At 73.6% G+C, this 23550-nt stretch carries 20 protein-coding genes; 8 read left to right on the forward strand and 12 right to left on the reverse strand.

All coding sequences use genetic code 11. The features are described 5' to 3' along the window. Positions 1–8: 8 nt before the first annotated feature. The gene (locus ACZ4U1_RS24625) at positions 9–1595 is read right to left on the reverse strand and encodes an FAD-dependent oxidoreductase (RefSeq protein WP_467905986.1); all 1587 of its coding nucleotides are present in this window, start codon (positions 1593–1595) and stop codon (positions 9–11) included. 214 nt (positions 1596–1809) lie between these two features. Here ACZ4U1_RS24625 and ACZ4U1_RS24630 point away from each other — a divergent pair, with 214 nt between their 5' ends. Beyond that, complete coding sequence (locus ACZ4U1_RS24630; protein ID WP_467905988.1) at positions 1810–2766, forward strand: LLM class F420-dependent oxidoreductase; 957 nt, start codon at positions 1810–1812, stop codon at positions 2764–2766. A 66-nt stretch (positions 2767–2832) separates the two neighbouring features. On the opposite strand, the gene ACZ4U1_RS24635 is transcribed toward ACZ4U1_RS24630, so the two are convergent. Beyond that, positions 2833–3249: a phage holin family protein gene (locus ACZ4U1_RS24635; protein WP_467905989.1), complete on the reverse strand. Its 417-nt coding sequence runs from the start codon at positions 3247–3249 to the stop codon at positions 2833–2835. 80 nt (positions 3250–3329) lie between these two features. On the opposite strand from ACZ4U1_RS24635, the gene ACZ4U1_RS24640 reads away from it, so the two are divergent. Beyond that, positions 3330–3677, forward strand: coding sequence for a VOC family protein (locus tag ACZ4U1_RS24640; RefSeq protein WP_467905991.1), 348 nt, complete (start codon positions 3330–3332; stop codon positions 3675–3677). Here the strand turns inward: ACZ4U1_RS24640 and ACZ4U1_RS24645 are convergent. The 9 genes from ACZ4U1_RS24645 to ACZ4U1_RS24685 all read right to left on the reverse strand — a co-directional run bounded on the left by ACZ4U1_RS24645 (position 3665) and on the right by ACZ4U1_RS24685 (position 15769). Then, on the reverse strand, positions 3665–4228 hold the full coding sequence (locus ACZ4U1_RS24645; protein ID WP_467905992.1) for a GNAT family N-acetyltransferase: 564 nt from the start codon (positions 4226–4228) through the stop codon (positions 3665–3667). The two genes, ACZ4U1_RS24640 and ACZ4U1_RS24645, sit on opposite strands and share 13 nt — an antisense overlap. A 17-nt stretch (positions 4229–4245) precedes the next feature. Beyond that, positions 4246–5169, reverse strand: a complete 924-nt coding sequence (locus ACZ4U1_RS24650) for a S66 peptidase family protein (protein ID WP_467905994.1) — start codon at positions 5167–5169, stop codon at positions 4246–4248. Then, positions 5166–7160, reverse strand: a complete 1995-nt coding sequence (locus ACZ4U1_RS24655) for a S9 family peptidase (protein WP_467905995.1) — start codon at positions 7158–7160, stop codon at positions 5166–5168. The genes ACZ4U1_RS24650 and ACZ4U1_RS24655 overlap by 4 nt, the downstream gene beginning before the upstream one ends. A 15-nt stretch (positions 7161–7175) precedes the next feature. Then, entirely contained in the window at positions 7176–8492 is a 1317-nt protein-coding gene (locus ACZ4U1_RS24660; protein ID WP_467905997.1) for a M20/M25/M40 family metallo-hydrolase, read from the reverse strand. After that, positions 8485–9318 (reverse strand): M55 family metallopeptidase, encoded by an 834-nt coding sequence (locus ACZ4U1_RS24665; RefSeq protein ID WP_467905999.1) that lies wholly within the window; start codon positions 9316–9318, stop codon positions 8485–8487. The genes ACZ4U1_RS24660 and ACZ4U1_RS24665 overlap by 8 nt, the downstream gene beginning before the upstream one ends. Before the next feature lie 70 nt (positions 9319–9388). Further along, complete coding sequence (locus tag ACZ4U1_RS24670; RefSeq protein ID WP_467906000.1) at positions 9389–10108, reverse strand: class I SAM-dependent methyltransferase; 720 nt, start codon at positions 10106–10108, stop codon at positions 9389–9391. A gap of 77 nt (positions 10109–10185) precedes the next feature. Next, positions 10186–12651: an ATP-binding SpoIIE family protein phosphatase gene (locus tag ACZ4U1_RS24675; protein ID WP_467906002.1), complete on the reverse strand. Its 2466-nt coding sequence runs from the start codon at positions 12649–12651 to the stop codon at positions 10186–10188. Positions 12652–12793: 142 nt separating this feature from the next. Beyond that, positions 12794–15178, reverse strand: coding sequence for an MFS transporter (locus tag ACZ4U1_RS24680; protein ID WP_467906003.1), 2385 nt, complete (start codon positions 15176–15178; stop codon positions 12794–12796). A gap of 147 nt (positions 15179–15325) precedes the next feature. Further along, complete coding sequence (locus ACZ4U1_RS24685) at positions 15326–15769, reverse strand: SRPBCC family protein (RefSeq protein ID WP_467906005.1); 444 nt, start codon at positions 15767–15769, stop codon at positions 15326–15328. A 135-nt stretch (positions 15770–15904) separates the two neighbouring features. Between ACZ4U1_RS24685 and ACZ4U1_RS24690 the strand changes: the two genes are divergently transcribed. From ACZ4U1_RS24690 to ACZ4U1_RS24705, 4 genes are all read left to right on the forward strand, one after another. Further along, positions 15905–16948 (forward strand): Rv2578c family radical SAM protein, encoded by a 1044-nt coding sequence (locus ACZ4U1_RS24690; protein WP_467906221.1) that lies wholly within the window; start codon positions 15905–15907, stop codon positions 16946–16948. Positions 16949–17096: 148 nt separating this feature from the next. After that, the gene (locus ACZ4U1_RS24695; RefSeq protein WP_467906006.1) at positions 17097–18680 is read left to right on the forward strand and encodes an alpha/beta hydrolase; all 1584 of its coding nucleotides are present in this window, start codon (positions 17097–17099) and stop codon (positions 18678–18680) included. Between the two features lie 54 nt (positions 18681–18734). Continuing rightward, positions 18735–19133, forward strand: coding sequence for a RidA family protein (locus tag ACZ4U1_RS24700; protein WP_467906007.1), 399 nt, complete (start codon positions 18735–18737; stop codon positions 19131–19133). Further along, positions 19130–19651 (forward strand): GNAT family N-acetyltransferase, encoded by a 522-nt coding sequence (locus tag ACZ4U1_RS24705; protein ID WP_467906008.1) that lies wholly within the window; start codon positions 19130–19132, stop codon positions 19649–19651. Before ACZ4U1_RS24700 ends, ACZ4U1_RS24705 begins: the two co-directional genes overlap by 4 nt. A 6-nt stretch (positions 19652–19657) precedes the next feature. Here ACZ4U1_RS24705 and ACZ4U1_RS24710 read toward each other — a convergent pair whose 3' ends face one another. Then, positions 19658–20239: an adenylosuccinate lyase gene (locus ACZ4U1_RS24710; protein WP_467906009.1), complete on the reverse strand. Its 582-nt coding sequence runs from the start codon at positions 20237–20239 to the stop codon at positions 19658–19660. A gap of 391 nt (positions 20240–20630) precedes the next feature. Between ACZ4U1_RS24710 and ACZ4U1_RS24715 the strand changes: the two genes are divergently transcribed. Further along, entirely contained in the window at positions 20631–22445 is a 1815-nt protein-coding gene (locus ACZ4U1_RS24715) for a 3-hydroxyacyl-CoA dehydrogenase family protein (protein ID WP_467906010.1), read from the forward strand. 160 nt (positions 22446–22605) lie between these two features. Next, positions 22606–23418, forward strand: a complete 813-nt coding sequence (locus tag ACZ4U1_RS24720) for a TetR family transcriptional regulator (RefSeq protein ID WP_467906011.1) — start codon at positions 22606–22608, stop codon at positions 23416–23418. Positions 23419–23550 lie beyond the last annotated feature (132 nt).

Below are 23550 nucleotides of genomic sequence, written 5' to 3' on the forward strand. Positions count from 1 at the left end.
GTCGTGCCTCAGTCGCGGTCCGCGGGGTCGGGGCTGTCGGTGCGCCGGACGGGTCCGGGCGCCGGATGGTCCGGCCCGCCCTCGACGGGCTCCCCACCGGGCCGGCTCTTCGCGGGCTCCCCGCCCGGCTGATTCCTCGCGGGCTCCCCGCCCGGCTGGTTCTTCGCCGGCTCTCCGCCCGGCTGGTTCTTTCCGGGCTCGGCGATCGTCCGCCGTCCCGGTTCCGGCTTGTGTGTCGACTCGTGCGTCATGGGCTCGTCTCCTGCCTGGGCGGACGGCCGCTCCGAGCCGTCCGGTACCCGCGCCAGTTCCGGTGAGGCCGTGTCCAACGGCACCGACCAGGCCCGTACGAGGCCCAACTGGACGCCCTGGCGCGGGAGTACGGCGTCCAGCAGCCAGTCGGCGGCGACCCGGACGCGGTTGCCGGGCAGCGCGGCCAGGTGGTAGCCGCGGGTGACGGCACCGGCCGCCAGGCCCGACAGCGGGACGCCGAACGGGTTGGCGGCGGCCCGGGCCCCGCCCAGGTCGACGGCGAAGCCCACGTCCCGGTGGCGGTACGGACGCCGGCGCCGGCCGAGGCCGAGCGAGCCGGCCACGTTCTCCCCGGCCACCCGGCCCTGCCGCCAGGCGTGCTGGGCCGTCATGGGGGTGAACTTCCCGGGCCGCTCCAGGTCGGGCACGGCGGCCGCGTCCCCACAGGCGAACACGTCGGTGCGGCCCGGCAGTTGCAGATACGGGTCCACGATCAGCCGCCCGCGTTCCAGCGGCTGCCCGACGGCCTCCACCAGCGGATCGGGCCGTACGCCCACGCACCACACCAGGGTCCGGGAGGCGATGGACTCCCCGTCGGTGAGCAGCACCCCGTCCCGGGTGGCCTCCTTCACCGAGGTGCCCATCCGCACGTCGACGCCCCGCGCCCGCAGTACCCGGTCGGCCGTACGGGAGAGCCGCTCGTCCATCTCCGGCAGCACCCGCGGTGCCACGTCCAGCAGCATCCAGCGGGGACGCAGACCGCCGGGCAGCGGATGCCGGCGGACCAGCCGGTCGGTGAGCATCTGCAGCTGGGCGGCCACCTCGGTACCGGTGTAGCCGGCGCCGACCACGACGAAGGTGCACCGGGCGGCGCATCTGCCCGGGTCGTCCTCGGCGGCGGCGAGTTCCACCTGCCGGGTCACGTGGTCGCGCAGGTAGAGCGCCTCGGGCAGCCCGCGGAACCCGTGCGCGTGCTCGGCGACACCGGGGATCGGCAGCAGCTTGTTGACGCTGCCGACGGCCAGCACCAGCCGGTCGTAACCGAGGCTGCCGATGCCGCCCTCGGGGTCGGCGTAGCGGACGGTGCGCCCGTCCAGGTCGACCCCGTCCGCCTGGCCGAGCACCAGGCGCACCCCGCGCAGCGTGCCGGGCAGCGACACGGTGACCCGGCGGGCCTCCAGGACGCCGGCGGCGACCTGCGGCAGCAGCGGCAGGTACAGGAAGTAGTCGGTCGGGTTGAGCAGGGTGATGTCGGCCCGGTCCCGGGTCAGCCGGGCCAGGGTGCGGGCAGCCCGGTACCCGGCGAAACCGGCCCCGATGATCACCACGTGAGGTCGGCTCACGGTGGGCCTCCGGCGGTGTGGCTCGTCCGAGGTCTTCCGCGTAACCGGGGCCGGGGCACCCAAACGCCGGGCGGGTCACCCGTACGCCGGTCCGAGCACCCGAACGCGTCCCCGCCGTGCCCCGCCGGGGCGGCGTTTCGCCCGGTCGCCGCCGGTTACCCGGGCCGGGACCGGATCACACCACCTTCAGCTGCGCCCGCGCGGAGGTTTCCCCATGCCCGAGTACGGCTATTTCCTGGCGAGCGAGGAACACGACCCCGCAGCCCTCGTCGAGCAGGCCCGGATGGCCGAGCAGGCCGGCTTCCAGGCGCTGTGGATCTCCGACCACTTCCACCCGTGGAACGACGCGCAGGGGCAGAGCCCGTTCGTGTGGTCGGTGATCGGGGCGCTGTCGGAGGCGGTGTCGCTGCCCATCGAGACGGCGGTGACCTGCCCGACCGTCCGGACGCACCCGGCGGTCGTGGCGCAGGCCGCGGCGACCAGCGCGGTGATGACCGAAGGCCGCTTCCGGCTGGGTGTGGGCACCGGCGAGGCGCTGAACGAGCACATCCTCGGCGACCACTGGCCTCCGCTGCACGTGCGCCTGGAGATGCTGGAGGAGGCGATCCAGGTGATGCGCCGGCTGTTCACCGGCGAGGAGGTCAACCACCACGGCACCCACTACACCGTGGAGAACGCCCGCCTCTACACCGTGCCCGACGAGCCCGTCCCGATCGACATCTCCGGCTTCGGCCCGAAGGCGACGGCGCTCGCCGCCCGGGTGGGCGACGGCTACATCACGATGATGCCGGAGGAGGAGATGGTCACCCGGTTCCGCAAGGGCGGCGGCGGGGCCAAGCCGGTCAGCGGCGGCACGAAGGTCTGTTACGGCGCCGACCGCGACGCATGCGTCCGGACGGTGCACCGGCTCTGGTTCAACGAGCTGCTGCCCGGCGAGATGGGGCAGGTGCTGCCCTCGCCCCGGCACTTCGAGCAGCTGCACGAGCTGGTCACCGAGGACATGGTGCGGGAGAAGTCGGTGTGCGGGGACGACGTGGACGAGCACGTCTCGGCGCTGAAGGCGTTCGGCGACGCCGGGTTCGACCGGGTGTACGTGAACCAGATCGGCCCGGACCAGCGGGGTTTCTTCGACTTCTACCGGACGAAGGTGCTGCCGCAGCTGGCCGGGTGAGCGCAGAGGGGTGCGAAGGGGTGGGGCGGCTGTCCCACCCCTCCGCGTCGGGGTCGGGCGTCGGGCTCAGGCCCTGTGGTGGGGTGTGTCCGGCGGGGTGTCCGGCATCGGCGGGTACGGCATGCCGAGGCCGGTCGGCGGGGTGGCCGGTGTGCTACCGCCGACCACGCGGTGCGGGGTGCGGTGGCCGTGCCCGGAGTGGGCGGCGCCGCGGAGCGCGTAGGCCACCACTCCCAGGAGCGCCGCGGTGATCAGGGCCGCGGCCCAGCCGGGCAGGCCGATGGCCAGGGCCAGGCCCACGGCGAGGGCCACCGCCCCGCCCGCGTACAGCGCGACGGCACCCGACGCGGCGTAGAGCATGGCGGTGCGGCGCTGCTTGCGGGACTGCTCGCGCAGTTCGTCGCGTACCGTCTCGCGTGCCACCTGTGCCAGCTCTTCGACGAGGTGCTTGTCCAGATGTTCCAGGTGATCAGAACGGTCCATACCATCCGGGTACCCGCCGGGCACAGGCGGTAACGCCGGGGCCCTGCGCGCGGGCGGGGGCGCCAACTAGGCTCGGACGCATGGAGATTCTGGGCGCCTCGCTGCGCATCTGCGTCGACGACCTCGAAGCCGCGATCCCCTTCTACGAGCGGCTGACCGGCGGCAGAGCCTCGCGCTTCCGGCGCGGTGGTGTCGAGGTGGCCGCGGTCGGTTCCTTCCTGCTGATGAGCGGCCCGGAGTCGGAGCTGGAGATCCTGCGCAGGGTGGCGGCGACGATCGCCGTGAAGGACGTGGACGAGGCCCACCGGCTGCTGGACGAGCTGGGCGCCAGGATCGTCGCGGGACCGGTGCCGACGCCGGCGGGCCGGAATCTGCTGGCGATGCATCCGGACGGGTCGGTCTTCGAGTACGTGGATCAGCGGGGCTGAGCCGCTCCCCCGCGCATCTCGGTGGTGAGGGCCCAGCGTTCGTGGTCGCGCCAGGCCCCGTCGACGTAGATCATGTCCGGGGAGAAGCCCTCCAGGCGGAAGCCGGCGCCCCGGGCGAGGGCGATGGAGGCGGCGTTGCCGGGCTGGACGTTGATCTCCAGCCGGTGCAGGCCCAGCGGCCCGAACGCGTACCCGATCACCAGCTCCAGGCCTTCGCGCATCAGGCCCCGCCCGGCCGCGTGCGCGAAGGCCCCGTAGCCGAGGGCACCGCACTGGAAGCCGCCCCGCACGATGTTGTTGATGTTGATGAAGCCGGCGATGGCCCCGGTGTCCTTCTCGCACACCAGGAAGCCGGCCCGGTCGGGTTCCTCGATGAGCCGGCCGGCGTAGTCGGCGTACGCCTCGTCGCTGTCCGGCGGGAACAGCCACGGCCGGTGCAGGTCCTTGCTCTCCCGGGCGCGCGCGGTGAACTCGGGGCCGTCCCCGAGGGTGAAGGGGCGGATGGCGACGCGCGGTCCTTCGGCGAGGTGACGGGACGGAGGGTGCGGCATCCGGCCAGCCTACGGCGTCAGCGCAGGGCGGGCTCGTCGAGGGTCAGCGTGGCCGAGTCCGCGTCGAGTTCGGCCGCGACACCGAAGGGGATCGTGAGCGCTCCCTCGCAGTGGCCGAATCCGAAGTCCTCCACCACCGGGACGCCGAGCGGGGTCAGCCGGTCGGCCAGCAGGCGCCGCACCCGGGCGTAGTCCGCGCAGTCCTTCCAGGAGCCGAGCAGCACCCCGCGGACCCCTTCCAGCCAGCCGGAGCGCAGGAGTTGGGTGAGGTACCGGTCCAGCCGGTACGTCTCCTCGCCCACGTCCTCCAGGCAGAGCAGCCCGCCCCGCGCGGAGGGCCGGGCGTGCGGGGTGCCGAGTTCCGCGGCGAGCAGGCTGAGGCAGCCGCCGAGGGTGGTGCCGCGGGCCCGGCCGGACACCAGGGGTGTGCCGCCGGAGGCGAGGGTGCGGACCGTCTCGGGGGCGAAGAGCGTGGCCCGCAGGTGGTCCTGGGCGCGGGCGTTCTTGATGAAGTCGATGCCGGCCGCCATCGGCCCGTGCAGCGTGACCAGCCCCAGGCGGGTCGCGATGGCCTCGTGCAGCGCGGTGAGGTCGCTGAACCCGACGAAGACCTTGGGGCCGGCGGCCCGCAGCGCGTCCCAGTCGAGGAGGTCGATCATGCGCTGTGCGCCGTAGCCGCCGCGGGCGCACAGGACGGCGTCCACGGCGGGGTCGCACCAGGCGTTCTGGAAGTCGGCGGCGCGGTCGGCGTCCGTGCCGGCCAGGTAGCCGAACCCGGGGTGCCGGTCCAGGACGTGGGGGCCGGCCACCGGGTCGAGGTCCCAGCCGCGCAGCACGTCGAGGCCGGCCTGCAGCCGTTCCTCGGGCACCGGCCCGCTGGTGGCGACGACGGCGACCCGTGCGCCCGGGGCCAGCCGGCGCGGCCGCACGAGTGGGTTCACGGGGTCAGCTCCACCTTCGCTACCGGGGGTTCCGGCTCCAGCCGGAAGACCTGGGCGTACAGGGACAGTTCGGCCTCCAGGGCGCGGATCATCGTATCGGCCCGGCGGAATCCGTGCCCCTCGCCCTCGAAGGTGAGGTAGGCGTGCGGCACGCCCCGGCCCGCGATCCGGGCGAGGAAGCGTTCGCACTGGGCGGGCGGGCAGATGACGTCGTCCAGGCCCTGGAGCAGCAGGAAGGGGGCGGTGAGCCGGTCGGCGTGCGCGGTCGGGGAGCGTTCGGCGTACCGGGCGGGCACCTCGGCGAGCGGGCCGACCAGCGACTCCAGGTAGCGGGACTCGAAGTCGTGGGTCTCGCCGGGGCCCCAGGTGGTGAGGTCGAGCACCGGGTAGACGATGGTGCCGCAGGCGTAGACGTCGGTCGTGGCCAGGGAGGCGGCGGTGGTCCAGCCGCCGGCGCTGCCGCCGCGGATCGCCAGCCGGGCGGGGTCGGCGGTGCCCTCGTCGGCGAGGGCGCGGGCGACGGCCGCGCAGTCCTCGACGTCGACCACGCCCCACTGCTCGCGCAGCCGCTCCCGGTAGGCCCGGCCGTATCCGGTGGAGCCGCCGTAGTTCACCTCGGCGACGCCGATGCCCCGCGAGGTGAAGTAGGCGATGGCCAGGTCCAGCACGAGCGGCGCCCGGCTGGTGGGGCCGCCGTGCGCCCAGATGACGTACGGCGGCAGCTCGCCCTGGGGTGCGGTCCGTGCGGGGTGGTGCGGCGGGTGGACGTGGGCGTGCACCTCACGGCCGTCCGGGCCGCGGAAGGTGCGGATCCGCGGCTTTGGGTAGTAGGCCGGGTCGACGGGGTCCCGGTGCCGGGCGCCGATCACGCGGGCGCGGCCGGTGGCGGTGTCCAGCTCGACCACCTCGTGGGCGGTGCGCGGACCGGCGCCGACCGCGACGACGCGTTCGCCGTGGACGGCGAGGGTGGCGGTGAACTCCGTCCACGGTCCGGCGGCGTCGACGATCTCGCCGGTCTCCGGGTCGAGTATCCCGAGGACGGCCGGCCCGCGTCCGTGCACGACCGCGACGAGCCCGTCGTCCAGCGGCGCGAACCAGCGCAGCCCGAGCTGCCACAGCGGCCCGGCGAACTCCTCCTCGCGCGGGGCGAGCGAAGCGAGACGGGGGTCCCCCCGCCCGGAGGGTGGGGGAGGGGTGCCGTCGCGGTAGAGGTTCCACCAGCCGCCGCGGTCGCTCGCGTACAGCAGCCCGCCGTCCGCCGACCACTCGACCTGGGCGATGGACTCGTCCGGTCCGCCGGCGACGGTCCGCGCGTCCTTCAGCAGGCCGTCCTCCGTCACATCGGCGACCAGCAGCTCCGTCCCGTCCCACGGCATCCGCGGATGGTCCCAGGCCAGCCAGGCGGCCCGCCGGCCGTCCGGTGAGAGCCGGGCACCGGTGACGAACCGGTGGCGGGGGCCGAGCAGTTCACGGACGGCACCGCGGTCCTCGGCGGCCGAGCCGTCCAGCGGTACGGCGGCCAGGACCCGCCGCACGTCGTCGGGGCCGTCGCCGGTGAACTCCTCCAGCACGCACCACACCTCACCGCGGGTGAGGTCCACCCGCGGCTCCGCCCAGCGCAGGCCGCCGCCCACCGGGGAGAGGGGGGTGAGCGGGACGGGCTCGCCGCCGGGCTCGTACCGGTACAGCCGCTGGTCGGCGAAGTGCACGAAGACGATCAGCGGCCGGCCGTCGTGGATCTCCCCGGCCCAGGGCCGGCCGCCGTACTCGATGACCCGGCTGCGCACGTTCCACGGCGCGGGCAGCACCGACTCCTCGCCGCCCTCGGTGCGCCGCCGCACCAGGGCCCGTCGGCCGCCCTCGGCCGGGCGGGGCTCGGTCCACCAGATCTCGTCGCCGACGAAGTCCACCCAGTCCGGCCGGCCGTCGTGCGCGGCGGCGAGCGCCGCGTCGACGGGCGACGGCCAGGATCCGTACGGCGATGTCAGCACCTCGTCCCCCACCGGCTATGCCGTGCGCAGGAAGCGGTCCAGGACCCGGACCCCGAAGTGCAGGGCCTCGACGGGCACCCGTTCGTCCACGCCGTGGAACAGCGCCTGGTAGTCGAGGTCCGCGGGCAGCTTCAGCGGGGTGAAGCCGTAGCCGGTGATGCCGAGCCGGGAGAACTGCTTGGCGTCGGTGCCGCCCGACATGCAGTACGGCACCACGTGCCCGCCGGGCGCGAACTCCTGGACGGCGGCCCGCATCCTGGCGAACACGGGCGCGTCCACCGGTGCCTGGAGGGCCACTTCGCGGTGCTCGAACTCCCACCGGACGTCCGGGCCCGTCAGCTCGTCCAGCGTGGCGGTGAACTCCTCCTCGCCGCCCGCCAAGTAGCGTCCGTCCACGTAGGCGACCGCCTCGCCGGGGATGACGTTGAGCTTGTAACCGGCCTGGAGCATGGTCGGGTTGGCGCTGTTGCGGACGGTCGCCTCGACCAGCCGGGCGGCCGGGCCGAGCTTGTCCAGCAGCCGGTCCACGTCGGTGAGGTCGGCGTCGATGCCGTACAGCGCGGCGAGTTCGGTGAGGGCGGCCCGCACGGTCGGGGTGAGGCGGAGCGGCCACTCGTGCTCGCCGATACGGGTGACGGCGGCGGCGAGCCGGGTCACCGCGTTCTCCTTGTTCACCTTGGAGCCGTGCCCGGCGCGGCCCCGCGCGGTGAGCTTGAGCCAGGCGGTGCCCCGCTCCCCCGCGGCGATCGGGTAGATCTCCCGGCCGGAACCGTCGTGGAAGGTGAAGGCGCCCGACTCGCTGACGCCCTCCGTGCAGCCCTCGAAGAGTTCGGGGTGCCGGTCGGCGAGGAAGCCGGAGCCGTCCTCGGCGCTGGCCTCCTCGTCGGCGGTGAACGCGATGACGAGGTCGCGGCGGGGCCGTACGCCCTGCCGGGCCCAGGACCGGACGACCGCCAGGATCATCGCGTCCATGTTCTTCATGTCGACGGCGCCGCGCCCCCACACCACACCGTCCCGGACCTCGCCGGAGAACGGGTGGACCCGCCAGTCGGCGGCCTCGGCGGGCACGACGTCGAGATGGCCGTGGACCAGCAGCGCGTCGGCGGACGGGTCGGTGCCCTCGATACGGGCCACCACGTTGGTGCGGCCCGGGGTGCGCTCCAGCAGCAGCGGCTCCAGGCCCGCCCCGGCCAGCCGCTCGGCCGCGTACTCGGCGGCGGGCCGCTCCCGGCAGTCGCCGCCGCCCCGGTTGGTGGTGTCGATACGGATCAGGCCGGAAGTGAACTCCACGACCTCGGCCAGGGCCAGTTCGTCGGCCTGCTGGTCAGCCATACTGCTCCTCCACGGCGGCAGAGACGATCGTGGTGACCGCCTTGAACGTCCTGATCCCCTCGTACATGGTGGCGCTGGTGTACGCCACCTTCCGCTCCCCGATCCGCGCCACGCCGGGGACGACGGTGGCGGCCGTCGCGAGGTGCTCGGCGTCGAACTCGACGGCGACCGTGAACGGCCCACCCCGTGCGGGCTCGTGGCGGACCGCCAGGCGGGCCGCCTCCTTGGCGGCCGCGCGGATGTCGGCCGCGGTCCTGGCCGGCGTCCGGCACACGGCCGCGTACCGCGACACATGGTCCTTGACGGCCACCTTCAGTGCCTCGGGCGCGTAGCCCAGGGCGTCCTCGCAGGCGACGTCGTCGCCGGTCACGAGGACGACCGGGACGCCGTACTCGGCGACGACGTGCGCGTTGAGCAGACCCTCGCTGGCGCGGACGTCGTTCAGCCACACCCCGGTGATCTGGTTCGCGAGGTAGGTGTGGGCGAGGACGCCCTCCATGCCGGCGCCCGCGTGGTAGCCGACGAACGCGATGCCGTCGACGTCACCGTGCTGGACGCCCTCCACCATGGACAGCGCCTTGTGCCGGCCGGTGAGCATCTCGACCCGCTCGTCGAGCCGCTCCAGGAGGAGGTTGCGCATGGTCCAGTGGGCCTCGTTGACCAGGACCTGCTCCGCCCCGCCGTCGAAGAAGCCCTCCACGGCGGCGTTCACGTCCGAGGTGAACATCGACCGGCACCGCTCCCACTGCGGCGTCCCCGGCAGCACGTCGGCGGGCCAGGTGACGCCCGTGGCACCCTCCATGTCGGCACTGATGAGGATCTTCATGCTTCGTCACGTTACGCGTGAAGCGGCGGACAGGCTACGACCGCGCCGGGGGAAGCGGCCCCGGGTCCGGTCAGGCCCTGCCGAGGACGTACCAGTGGGCCGGCAGGTCGATCCGGGTGCCGTCCGCGAGGTACTCGGTCTGCGGCACGGTCGTCCCGCCCTCGGCCAGGACGGAGAGGCCCGCCTCGGCGAGCAGCCGCGGGATCTCGTCGTCGGGGGCGTCGGCGGGCTTGAGGCCGTGGTGGAAGACGCGTTGGAGCTTGGGACCCGGGCCGCCCGGCTCGGATGCGGCACGCCCCAGGACGTCCCGGGAGCCTGAGGTGAGTTCGACGACGAAGGCGCGTCCCTCGCTGCCGATCAGCTCGGCGACGGCGGCGGCCACCGCGGGCCGCGCGGCCGGTTCGCTCTGGTGGATCACGGCACGCATGTAGACGTGGGCGTCGCCGAGCCGCCGGTGCAGGGCGCGCACGGCGTCCGTGTCGGTGAGGTCGAGCTGCCGGAACTCGACGGGGGCGCCGTTCGCGGCGCGGCGGGCGTGCTCGACGGCGGCGTGCGAGAGGTCGACGCCGACGGCGCGGGCGAAGCGGGTGGCCAGGTAGCGGGTCTGGGTGCCGTTGCCGCAGCCGAGGTCGACGATGGTCCGGTCCGGGTCGGCGTGCGACAGGAGCAGTTCGCTGTGCGGCGCGGCGCTCAGGGAGGGATCGGAGTCCCATATCGCCTCGCCCCGGGCGTCGGAGGTCTCGCGCCAGTAACTCTCCCACGCGTTGCGGTAGTTCTCCGAGACGTTCATACGATCTCCCCACGGTTCGATTCCGTGATCGGGATATCGCGGCGTCCGGGCCTACGGCAAGAGCCGGGCGACCGTCTTCACGAGATGTGAATGGCCTGTTCGAACCAGACGGTCTTGCGGTGCCCGGTGGCGCTGGCACCCCACTCCCGGGCCAGCCGGCTCACCACGCGCAGACCGCGGCCCGAGTCGTCGTAGGGGCCGGCGCTCAGCATCGCGGGCAGGGCGGGCTCGTCGTCGGTGACCTCGAACAGCAGCGCGTCGGTGCGGACCACCCGCAGCCCGATCCGGTCGCTCTCCGCGTGCCGGACGGCGTTGGTGACGACCTCGCTGACCAGCAGTTCGGCCGTCTCCACGGCCTGCGGCAGGCCCCAGTCCACAAGACGCTCGCGGACCAGGCGGCGGGCCCTGGCCACCTCGCGCGGGTCGGGGTCGAGCCGCCACTCGGCGACGTGCTCGTCGGGGATGCCGTTGAGGCGGGCCATGAGCAGGGCGACGTCGTCCTTGCGGCCGCCGCGCGTGTTCAGGGCGCGGATGATGGTGTCGCAGGCGTCGTCCATGGAGGCCGCGGGGTGGGCGGCGGACTCGCAGAGCGCGGCGAGGCCCTCGCCGATGTCGGTGCCGCGCACCTCCACCAGGCCGTCGGTGCACAGCACCAGGCGGTCGCCGGGCCGGACCCTGACCCGGGTGGCCTCGAACGGGACCCCGCCGACGCCTACGGGTGCGCCGGTGGGCAGGTCGAGGAGTTCGCTGCTGCCGTCCTCGGCCCGGACCAGCACGGGCGGGATGTGGCCGGCGTTGGCGAGGGTCAGGTCGCCGCGGATCGGGTCGTAGACCGCGTACAGGCAGGTGGCGAGGTAGCTGTCGCCGAGCCTGCGGGCCAGGTCGTCCAGGTTGCGCAGCAGCTGGGCGGGCGGGGTCTCCATGGTGGCCATGGTCTGCACGGCGGTGCGCAGCTGACCCATCATCGCGGCCGAGTTGAGGCCGTGGCCCATGACGTCGCCGACGACGAGGGCGGTGCGGGAGCCGGGCAGCTTGATGGTGTCGAACCAGTCGCCGCCGATCCGGCCGAGCCGGGTGCCGGGCAGGTAGCGGGTGGCGATGTCGCAGCCGGCCATCCGCGGGGCGACCCGCGGCAGCATGCTGTCCTGGAGGGTGTCGGCGACGTTCTCCTGGTACGTGTACATGCGGGCGTTGTCGAGCACGAGGCCGGCGCGGGCGGCGAGTTCGGCGCCGGTGGTGCGGTCCATGTCGTCGAACTGCGGCCGGTCGGGGCGGCGCATCAGCACCATGAAGCCGAGGACGACGTTGCGCGCCTTGAGCGGGACGATCAGCAGCGAACGGCCGCCGATCAGCGGGCGGAGGTCGCGCTTCTCGAACTCGCCGGAGATCCGCTCGGACAGCTCCTCGGTGACCCGCGGGACGAGGACGGGCTCGCCGGTGACCATGCACTGGTAGAACGGGGTGTGCTCGGGGAAGGCGAAGGCCTCGCCGACGGGCACGGTGTCGTCCCAGCGGCCCGGTTCGTCGTTGTGCTCGACCCACACGCGGAACATCACGGTGCTGGCGTCCGGCGGGCCGTCCGGGAAGCCCTCGCCGGCCAGCACCGCGGCGCGCAGATGGGTGCCGGCGAAGTCCGCGAACCGGGGTACGGCGGCGCTGGTGACCTCGCGGATGGTCTCGCCGAGGTCCAGGGAGGAGCCGATGCGGGAGCTGACCTCGTTGAGGAACTCCAGCCGCTCGCGGACGGCGGCGTACTCCAGGTCCTGTTCGGCGCCGGCCGGGACCACGGACGGCGTCCGCTGCCGGGGTACGAAGGCCCGGGTGGCCGCGGCGGCTCCGGCGCGGGTGCGGCCGGGGCGGCGGGGCACGCCCCAGTACGGGCTCACGGGGACCCGCTCGGACTGGCTGAACTCCAGGACCGGGTAGCCGAGTTCGAGGACCTGGGAGACGATCCGGGCGCTGAGTCCCGGGCCCATGTTGGGCAGGATGTCGGGCAGGCGCCGTTCGAGTTCCTCGGAGGCGGGCAGTTCGGTGTGGCGGGCGAAGCCGGGCGAGACGCGCTCGGCGGTCTCGTCGTCGTAGCCGCGTTCGTCGCGCAGCCGGGTGGCGTCGGCGGCGAGCACGAGCAGCCGGGAGGGGCCCGGGCCGACCAGCGGGTAGGCCCACCACAGCACGTCGAGCCGCTCGTCACCGGACGTCTGCGCGGGCGGGCAGAGGCGGGCGCGGCCCGCGGTGGCGTAGCCGGTGTGCCCGTCGAGCGAGGACTCCAGGTCGGGGCCGGGTCCGTCGTGGACCGCGGAGGCGTCCGGGGCCGCGCCGGCCGGCGGGTCGTCCGGGAGGGTGCCGGCGACGGGCAGCAGGTCGGCCGCGGTACGGCCCACGGCGTCCTCCCGGCTCACGCCGAACAGACGCCGCGCGCCACTGCTCCAGTGGGACACCAGCCCGGCGCGGTCGACGATCACCACGGCCAGCGGAATCCGGCCCGCCGCGATGTCGCCGGCGCCACGCCCGGGAGCTGTGTCCCGCTCGCTGCCACGGTCCATGGCCCAGGCCCTCTCTCCCCACGGCTGTCCGCAAACGATCTGTGCCGCCCGCCACTACGGTACGGCGACGTCCGGTCGCGATGTGTGGCAATCCTGGAATTGGTTTCACCGGATCGCTCCGGCGCGCGGCCACGCGCCCCGCTCAGTCCTCGTGGCCCAGTTGGAGATCGCGCTCCGTGCGGCCACCCCCCGCGACCTGCAGCACTGTGGCGACCGGCGGGTAACCTGCGGCGATGACGGTGTACTCGCCGGAGGAGAGGTCCACGAACCGGAACGTTCCGTCGGGTCCGGTGGTGAGGGTGTCGACCACGTTGCCGGCGGCGTCGAGCAGGGTCACGCGCGCGTCCTCCACGGCCCGTCCGCCGCTCGCCCGGACGGTGCCCCTCAGCACCGCGCCGCCCGCGAGTTCGATGTCCTGCCGGGTCTCCCGGGAGGCCTGCACGGTGACCGGGAGCGCGGCGGGCCGGAAGGCGGGGGCGCTGGCGGCGAGGGTGTACTCGCCGGCGACCAGTTCGGTGATGACGTAGCCGCCCTCGCGTCCGCTGCGGGTGCTCGCCACGACCTCGCCGTGCACGTTGGTGAGGGTGACGGTGGCGTCCCGCACGGGGCTGCCGTCGGCGGTGAGCACGCTGCCGGCGAGGCGTCCGGCGCCGCCGAGGACGACGTCGAGTTCGACGGGGCGTTCGCCGACGGTGACGGAGACGGCCTGCGGCTGGTGCCCGCCGGCGGCGGCGATCAGCACGTACGACCCGGAGCCGGGCGTGCTGAGCGCGTAGCGTCCGTCCTCGCCGCTGGCGCCCCGGCCGATCTGCTGCCCGGCGATGTCGATGAGGGTGAGGGCCGCGCGGGGCACCACGGTGCCGTCGGGGTGCTGCACGGTGCCGCAGACGGGGACCCCGGCGGCGTAGGGCGCTCGGGCGCCGGGGATCGAGGCGGTCACGGTCTGCGGCTCCGTTTCGGCGGTGTTGTGGGACACCAGTGGTTTCTCCTTGAGGAAGAAGGCGATGAGCAGGCCGAGGGCGAGCACCGGGACGAGGTAGAGGAAGATCCGGGGCATCGCGTCGGCGTAGGCGTGGATGTAGGCGTCGCGCAGGGCCGGGGACAGCGCGTGGACGAGCTGCGGGGTGATCGAGTCGGCGTCGGGCAGTTCGGTGCCCGCGCGCGGGGGCAGCTCCTCGCGCAACGCGGAGGTGAGCCGGTCGGCGAAGAGGGTGCCGAAGACGGCGGCGCCGACGCTGCCGCCGATCTGCCGGAAGTAGTTGTTGGCGCTGGTGGCGGTGCCGAGGTCGGCGGGGCGCACGGAGTTCTGCACGGCGAGGACGAGGACGGGCATCACCAGGCCGATACCGGCGCCGAGGACGGCCATCCAGACGCTGTAGTGCAGCCGGGGGGTGTCGGTCTCCAGCCGGGACAGCAGCCACATGCCGACGGTGGCGACGGCGCCGCCGAGCAGCGGGAAGATCCGGTAGCGGCCGGTGTGGCTGATGAGCTGGCCGCCGATGATCGAGGCGCCGACGATCCCGGCCATCATGGGCAGCATCAGCAGCCCGGACTCGGTGGCGCTGGCCCCGTCGACCATCTGCAGGAAGGTCGGCAGATAGCTGGCGGCACCGAACAGGGCGACGCCGATCACCAGGCCGACCAGACCGCTGACGACGAAGACGGAGTCGCGGAACAGCCTGAGCGGGATGAGGGGTTCGGCGGCGAAGCGTTCGGCGACGAGGAAGAGGACGGTGGCGGCGAGGGCGCCGGCGCCGAGGCCGAGGATCTGCCGGGAGTCCCAGGCGTATGCGGTGCCGCCCCAGCTGGTGAGCAGGACCAGGCAGGTGGAGGCGGCGGCGAGCAGCAGCGAACCGAGCACGTCGAGCCGGGCCCGTACCCGGGGCCTCGGGAGCTTGAGGACGACGGCGACGACGGCCAGGGTGACCAGGCCGAAGGGGACGTTGATGTAGAAGCACCAGCGCCAGGAGAGGTGGTCGGTGAAGTAGCCGCCGAGCAGCGGTCCGGCGACGGAGGCGAGGCCGAAGACGGCGCCGATCAGTCCCATGTACCGGCCGCGTTCCCGGGGCGGGACGATGTCGGCGATGATCGCCTGCACACCGATCATGAGGCCGCCGGCGCCGACGCCCTGGAGCGCGCGGAAGGCGATCAGCTGGTCCATGGTGCCGGCCCGGCCGGCGAGCGCGGAACCCAGGACGAAGACGGCGATGGCGAACTGGAAGACGCCCTTGCGGCCGAGCAGGTCGCCGAGTTTGCCGTAGATCGGCAGGCCGATGGTGGAGGTGAGCAGATAGGCGGTGATCGCCCAGGACATCCGGTCCAGGCCGTGGAGTTCACCGACGACCTTCGGCAGGGCGGTGGCGACGATCATCTGGTCGAGGGCGGCCAGCAGCAGTGCCGGCATCAGCCCGAAGAAGACCGACCGCACGCGGCGGGAGCTCGGTTCGACGGCCTGGGCGGGTGCCGGGGCGGGGAGGCCGGGTGGCGCGGCGACCGTTTCCGTCCGATCCAGAGTGATCCCGCTCATGTAGCGCTCCCCTCGTCACACCTGCCACACAGTTCCCGCGCGATGCGACAACTCCGAGCAAGTGCGACGAGTTACGGCGCCGACCCGGTCGAGATGTGATTCCACTCGAACCGGTGAAGGGGCCAACGCCCCTCGGGTCCCGGGGACTTACTTCTCGACCTCGGCGGCGAGCCTGGCGAGCACGGCGTCGTAGATCCGGCCGAGGCCCTTGGGTGCGAAGGTCCTCTCGAAGAAGCCGCCGATGCCGCCGGCGCCCTGCCAGGTGGTGGTGACGACGACACGGGACCTGCCCTCACCGGCGGGGGTGACGCGCCAGGTGGTGACCATGGAGGAGTTGCGGTCCTTCTCGACCAGCTCGCCGTCGGTGGGCTCGCTGACCTCCAGCAGGCAGTCGCGCACCCGCTTGCTGGTGGCCTGGAGCTTCCAGTGGACGAGGGTGCCCTCGCCGTCGCCGCCCTCGCGCACCTCGTACTCGCTGAAGTGCTCGGGCAGCAGCTTCTGCCGGGTGCCGCGGTAGTCGGCGAGGGCGTCGAACACCTTCTCCGCGTCCGCCGCGACGACCCGCTCCGTAGTGGCCTCGACCTGCGCCATTGCGTTCCTCCACGACCTGGTTCCTCGGGGTTGGGGCAAGCCAACCACCCCGGCGCCCGGCCGCCCAAATCGGGGCCCGCACGATCATGGGAACACATGTTCTATTCTGTGCTCCAGGGCGAGCGAGGAGGCGTCATGCGCTGGGAGAACCTCACGGACGAGGGCGAACACGGCAGGGCCGCCGACGCCGCGCTGTTCGGCGCGGACGCCGTGACCACCCGCACCTTCGACACCCCCGAGTTCCGCGGGATCACCTTCCACGAGGTGCGGGCGCGCTCGGTGCTGAACCGGGTGCCGGGTGCCTCGCGCATGCCGTTCGAGTGGACGGTCAACCCCTACCGGGGCTGCACGCACGCGTGTGTCTACTGTTTCGCCCGCAAGACGCACAGCTACCTGGACCTGGACACGGGCCTCGGCTTCGACACCCAGATCGTGGTCAAGGTCAACGCCCCCGAGGTGCTGCGCCGCCAGCTGGCCTCCCGCCGCTGGCAGGGCGACCACGTGGCGATGGGCACGAACGTCGACTGCTACCAGCGCGCCGAGGGCCGCTACCGGCTGATGCCGGGCATCATCTCCGCGCTCACCGACCACGCGAACCCGTTCTCGATCCTCACCAAGGGCACCCTGATCCTGCGCGACCTGGAGCTGCTGGTGCGGGCGGCCGAGGTGACGGACGTGGGCATCTCGGTCTCCGTCGGCTTCCTGGACACCGAGCTGTGGCGCACGGTGGAGCCGGGCACGCCCGCGCCCGAGCGCCGGCTGGACGTCGTCCGCACCCTCGGCGAGCACGGGATCGGCTGCGGGGTGCTGATGGCGCCGGTGATCCCGTTCCTGAGCGACCAGCCGGCCCAACTGCGGGCGACGGTACGGGAGATCGCGGCGGCCGGGGCCACCTCCGTCACCCCCTTGGTGCTGCATCTGCGCCCGGGCGCCCGGGAGTGGTTCATGGCCTGGCTCGGGCAGCACCACCCCCACCTGGTGCGGCGGTACGAGCGGCTGTACGCGGAGGGCGCCTACGCGCCCCGGTGGTACCAGCGCCGGATCACCCGTCAGGTGCACGAGCTGGCCCAGGAGTACGGCATCGGACCCACGCGCGCGGGGCTGGCCCACCGGATCCGTCCCGCCGAGCCGGCACCCGCCCCGGCCGCCTCCGAGCCGGTCCAGCTCAGCCTCATGTGAACACGTCCGGGGCGTTAGGGGGCATCCCACGGCCCAATTGGGTCAACTATTGATAGAACGGGTTCTTCAGGGCCCCGATTCCGGGACGATCCGGCGAGAACCGTGAGCCTCGCGGTTCTCCGACCCCCTCCGTCCCGGGAGGACCCGTATGAGAACACGCGCAGCCGTGCTGTGCGCGGCCGCAGTCACCGCCGTGCTGGTGGGCTCGGTCACCGCCGTTCCCGCGCAGGCCGCCCGGCCCGACGGGCTCGGCCGGCAGCAGCCCGCGCAGCTCAGCTGGAAGAAGTGCGGCATCAGCGAGTACCCCAGGCTCCAGTGCGCGTCCCTGAAGGTGCCGCTGGACCACGCGAACCCGGCGGGCCGGCAGATCACCCTCGCCCTGTCCCGCGTCCCGCACACCGCGCGGGCCTCCCAGGGCCCGCTGCTGGTCAACCCCGGCGGCCCCGGCGGCAGCGGTCTGACCCTCGCCGGGTTCGTCGCGTCGGCGCTGCCGAAGAGCGTCGCGTCCCGCTACGACGTCATCGGCTTCGACCCGCGCGGGGTCGGCCGGAGCACGCCCGCCCTGAACTGCGCGCCCGGCCACTTCAGGCCGGTCCGCCCGGACTCCGTGCCGGGCACGCCCGCGCTGGAGCGGGCCAACCTCGACCGCGCCCGGTCCTTCGCCGCCGCCTGCGGCCGCAAGTACGCCGACGTCCTGCCGTACCTGGACACCGTCAGCGCGGCCCGGGACCTGGACGCCGTCCGCCGGGCCCTCGGCGCGCGGCGGATCAGCTACTTCGGCTACTCCTACGGCACCTACCTGGGCGCGGTCTACGCGAAGCTGTATCCCACGCGGGTGCACCGCCTGGTGCTGGACTCGATCGTCGACCCGACCGGGGTCTGGTACGAGGACAACCTGGGCCAGGACTACGCCTTCAACGACCGCCACCGCGCGCTGATGGCCTGGATCGCCACGTACGACACGACGTACCGGCTCGGCAAGGACCCCGCGAAGATCGAGGCCCGCTGGTACGCGATGCGGTCGGCGCTGGCGAAGAAGCCGGCCGGGGGCCGGGTGGGGGCCGCCGAGCTGGAGGACACCTTCATGCCCGGCGCCTACTACAACGGCTACTGGCCCCACCTCGCCGAGGCGTTCGCGGCCTACGTCCACCGCAAGGACACCGGGCCGCTGGTGAAGGCGTACGACAACCTCGCTGCGGTGGACGCCTCGGGCGAGAACGGCTACAGCGTCTACACGGCGGTGCAGTGCCGTGACGCGGCCTGGCCGCGCGGCTGGAACCGGTGGCGTGCGGACGGCTGGAAGGTGTACGCGAAGGCGCCGCTGATGGCCTGGAACAACACCTGGTACAACGCGCCCTGCGCGTTCTGGCCGACGGCCCCGCTGAAGCCGGTGGACGTCACCAACGGCTCGCTGCCGCCGGCACTGCTGTTCCAGGCGACCGAGGACGCGGCGACCCCGTATCCCGGCGGGGTGACGGCCCACCGGCTGCTGGCCCGCTCCAGCCTGGTGGTCGAGCAGGGCGGCGGCAACCACGGCGTCACGCTGAGCGGCAACACCTGCCTGGACAGGCACCTGGCCGCGTACCTGGACAGCGGCACGGTGCCGCGGGGTACCGGCCAGGCCGACGCGATCTGCGCGAAGTCGCCGGATCCGCGGCCGCTGAAGGGGAAGTCGGCGGCGACGGCGTCCCGCGGCTCGATGCTGCACGGCCTGCTGGGCTTCCGCCCTTAGGCAAGGGCCCCTGCCCGCGGGGGCGTTGTCAGTGGGATGGTCCACCATGAACCCATGAGCGAACCGACCCGCATCGCCGCCCCCGGCGGGGTGTTCCCCGCCACCCAGTACGCCCATGTCGCCACCGCGACCGGCCGTCTCGTCGCGGTCTCCGGCCAGCTCCCCCTCGACGAGGACGGGAAGCTGGTCGGCGCGGGCGATCCGGCGGCCCAGGCCCGGCAGGTGTTCGAGAACCTGCGGCGGTGCCTGGCCGCCGCGGGCGCCGGTTTCGCGGACGTCGTGAAGCTGACGTACTTCGTGACGGACATGGCCCATCTGCCGGCGGTCCGCGCGGCCCGCGCGGCGCACATACCCGACGACCGCCTGCCCGCCTCCTCGGCGGTGCAGGTGGCGGCTCTGGTGGCGCCGGAGTTCCTGCTGGAGGTCGAGGCTCTGGCGGTGGTGTCCGCGTGAGCCTCCTGACGGTCCGGGAGATGCGGTTCGCCGACTGCGACCGCGTCTCCGAGATCCGGATCCGCGGCTGGCAGCACGCCTACCGGGGGCTCGTGCCGCAGCCGTACCTCGACGGGCTCAGCGTCGCCGCGGACGCCGAGCGGCGGCGGGCCCGGTTCGGGCAGGGCGACGGCTCGGTGGTGAACCTGGTCGCCGAGCGGGGCGGCAGGGTCGTCGGGTGGGCGGCGTGCGGGCCGTACCGGGACGGCGACACCTCGACCGGGGACGCCGAACTGTACGCGGTCTACGTCGACCCGGACCTTCTCGGCGGCGGGATCGGCCGGGCGTTGCTGGCCGCGTCGGTCGAGCGGTGCTGCCCGGCGTATCCCCGGATGCTGCTGTGGGTCCTGAAGGGCAACACCCCCGCCCGCCACTTCTACGAGCGCGCCGGGTTCCGGCCCGACGGCGCCGAGGAGCCCTTCGACGTGGACGGCGTGCCCGTGCCCGAGGTGCGGTACGTGCGGACGCTGGGCGGCTGACGGGCGTCAGCGGGGCTGCTGCTGCGGGATGCGGGCCAGCGCGTGCACCGCCGCCTCGGCGAGCGCGGGGTGCGCGAGGGCCTCGCTCAGCACCCGCCGGGCGCGGGCGTCGCCGAGCGCGCCCAGGCCCTCCACACACGCCAGGGCCACCCGCCGGTAGGGGTCGTGCGGGCGCAGCCGCCGCTCCAGGGTGGTGATCAGCGCGGGTACGGACTCGGGGGCGCGCAGTTCGACCAGGAGCCGTACCGGGTGCAGGGCGTAGGCGACGCGGAGTTCGTTGGTGGCGAGGGCGGCGGCGGCCCGGGCGGTGCGCGGGTCGCCGAGCCGGGCGAGGGCGTGCGCGGCGGAGGCGCAGCGCGGCGGGTCGCGGTGGTTGAGCAGCAGCACCAGGGACTCGAAGGCGCGCCGGTCCCCCGCGCGCCCGAGGCGGAACGCGGCCAGCTCCCTGGCCCACAGGGGCTGTCCGGGAGCGGTGAGCACCTCCGCCAGTTCGTCGTGGTCCTCGGTGGCCAGCAGCCGGTCGAAGCCGGCCGTCCCGCCCGACTCCTGCCGTAAGCGTTCCGTGAGCGATCGCAACTCTTCGTCCACGAGGTCCAGCGTAGGCGGGTCGCCGCCGCCGAGGGAGGTACATCACAAAGTCGGTTTCCCGTCGGGGGCTGGCGCGCTCGTTACCCGCCGGTTAAGCTCATACGAGCGAGTAACCCTCTCGCACTTCCGCTGGCGACGGTTTGGTGACGCGGCCGTCGCGAGCGAGTTTCTGTCGGTTCGGTACGCCGTGTGTACCGCAGTACGACCCGGCTTCGGGACAGAGCCGGTCGGACCTTCCGCCGCTCCCGGGCGTGTGCACGCCCGTGGCACCGGCGGCACCGGGCGTGTGCGCTCGCAGCCCGGCAACACCCGCACTCTCCTCGCACCGTGGTGCGCCCTTCGGCGCACCCGGCGCGCTCCTCGTCGTCACCCTCATTCCTGGAGTCCCGCGATGGCCACTCCCCTGTCCCCCCAGTCCGGCAGCTCCCTGTCCCCGCTCAAGACGGTCGCCGTCGTCGGCCTCGGCACCATGGGCACCGGTATCACCGAGGTCCTCGCGAAGGCCGGCCGCGAGGTGATCGGCATCGACATCAGCGAGGACCGGACCGCCAAGGCGCTCGCCTCCCTGGAGGCCGCCACCGCCCGTGCCGTGGAGCGCGGCCGGCTCACCGAGGAGGAGCGCGCCGGGGCGCTGGCCCGGGTGCGCACCGCCACCGACCTCACCGCGGCGGCCGACGCCGACCTCGTCATCGAGGTGGCCCCGGAGTCGTACGAGATCAAGCAGCAGATCTTCCGTGAACTGGACGGCATCGTCCGCCCGGAGACGATCCTGGCGACCGGCACCAACGCGCTGTCCGTGACCCGGCTGGCCGCGGACTCGGCCCGCCCGGAGCGCGTGCTCGGCCTGCACTTCTTCAACCCGGCGCCGGCGATGAAGCTGGTCGAGGTCGTCTCCTCGGTGCTGACCGCGCCGGGGGCGGTCGCCGCCGTCACCGACCTGGCGATCGAGCTGGGCAAGGAGCCGGTCTCGGTCGGCGACCGCCCCGGCTTCGTCGCGGACGGGCTGCTGTTCGGCTACCTCAACCAGGCCGCCGCGATGTACGAGGCCAAGTACGCCTCCCGCGAGGACATCGACGCCGCCATGCGGCTCGGCTGCGGCCTGCCGATGGGCCCGCTCGCCCTGCTGGACCTGATCGGCATCGACACCGCGCGGACGGTCCTGGAGGCCATGTACGCCGAGTCCCGGGACCGGCTGCACGCGCCGGCCCCGATCCTGAAGCAGCTCAGCGAGGCGGGCCTGACCGGCCGCAAGTCCGGGCGCGGCTTCTACACCTACGAGGCGCCGGGCAGCAACGCCGTGGTGCCGGACGCGCTGACCCCGGCGGCGGACGGCTCGCTCGGCGCGGGCCGGGAGGTCCGCTCGGTCGGTGTCGCCGGCTCCGGCACCATGGCCTCCGGCATCGCCGAGGTGTTCGCCAAGGCGGGCTACCAGGTGGTCCTGGCCGCCCGCAGCGAGGAGAAGGCCCAGGCGGCCAAGGCCCGGATCGGCAAGTCCCTCGCCCGGTCCGTCGACAAGGGCCGGCTGACCGCCGAGGCCGCCGCCGAGACCCTGGAGAGGATCGCCCCGGCGGGCTCCTACGACGCCTTCGCCGAGGTGGACCTCGCCGTGGAGGCGGTCGCGGAGGACCTGGAGGTCAAGCGGCAGCTGTTCGCCACGCTGGACAAGGTGTGCAAGCCGGGCGCGGTCCTGGCCACCACCACCTCGTCGCTGCCCGTCGTCGCCTGCGCCCGCGCCACCTCGCGCCCGCAGGACGTGATCGGCATGCACTTCTTCAACCCGGCGCCGGCGATGAAGCTGGTCGAGGTGGTCCGCACGGTGCTGACCGCCGACGACGTGCACGCGACGGTCCGCGAGGTCTGCGGGAAGATCAGGAAGCACGCCGTCGACTGCGGCGACCGGGCCGGCTTCATCGTGAACGCGCTGCTGTTCCCGTACCTGAACAACGCGATCAAGATGGTGCAGGACCACTACGCGTCCCTGGACGACATCGACGCGGCGATGAAGCTCGGCGGCGGCTACCCGATGGGCCCGTTCGAACTGCTGGACGTGGTCGGCCTGGACGTCTCGCTGGCCATCGAGCGGGTGCTGCACCACGAGTTCCGCGACCCGGGCCTCGCCCCGGCGCCGCTGCTGGAGCACCTGGTGGCCGCGGGCTGCCTCGGCCGCAAGACCGGCCGCGGCTTCCGCGAGTATGCCCGCCGCTGACGGCGTCGGCGACTGGTTCCGGACGGAGACGGACTGGGGCGGACTGCTCGACCCGGGCGGCCGTCCCCCGCCGGCCCGGCCCGGCGGTCCCCCGCCGTCCACGGGCGGGGGACACCCCGGACCTGCGCAGAGAGCCGCGCGCATGCAGTACGTTCGGGTCATGTCCCAGCCCGCCAAGTCCTCACGTACACCAGCTACGCCCGACGCGCCGGAAAGTGCCGCAGGCAGCCGCGCCGCCGCCCAGCGGCTCAAAATGCGCCGAGAACTGGCGGCAGCAGCCATGGAGCTGTTCGCGACCAAGGGGTACGAAGCCACCACCGTCGACGAGATCGCCGCCGCCGCCGGGGTCGCCCGGCGCACCTTCTTCCGCCACTTCCGCTCCAAGGAAGAGGCGATCTTCCCGGACCACGACGACACACTGATCCGCGCCGAGGCGGTCCTCAACGCCGCCCCCGCGCACGAGCACCCGCTCGACACCGTGTGCCGGGGCATCAAGGAAGTCATGAAGATGTACGCGGCGCGGCCGGAGATCTCGGTCGCCCGCTACAAGCTCACCCGCGAGGTGCCGACGCTGCGCGAGGCGGAGATCGCCTCCGTGGCCCGCTACGAGCGTCTGTTCACCCGCTATCTGCTCGGGCACTTCGACGAGCACGCGCACGCCGACGACGCCAACGACGACCCGCTGCTGGCCGAGGTGGCCGCCTCGGCCGTGGTCACCGCCCACAACCACGTCCTCAGGCGCTGGCTGCGGGCGGGCGGCCAGGGGGACGTGGAGGCCCAGCTGGACCACGCCTTCGCGATCGTGCGCAAGACCTTCGGCACCGGCATCGGGGCCGGCCGCGAGAGCGCTCCGCGGACCCCGCCGGCCACCGCCGCGGCCCACGGTGAGGTCCTGGTCACGGTGGCCAGGACCGACGCCCCGCTGGACGAGGTGATGCGCACCATCGAGCAGGCACTCAAAGAGCGGTCGTAACCGGGCGAACCGTGACGAACAGGCAGTGGGGGGGGACGGGGGGCGCCCCCCCCCCCCTTCCTCTTTCTCCCCCCCTCCCTCCCCCCTCCCCCCCTTTCCCGCAAAAGCCCCCCTCCCTACCAACCCTTTCCC

Source organism: Streptomyces sp. NPDC028928 (assembly GCF_055564915.1).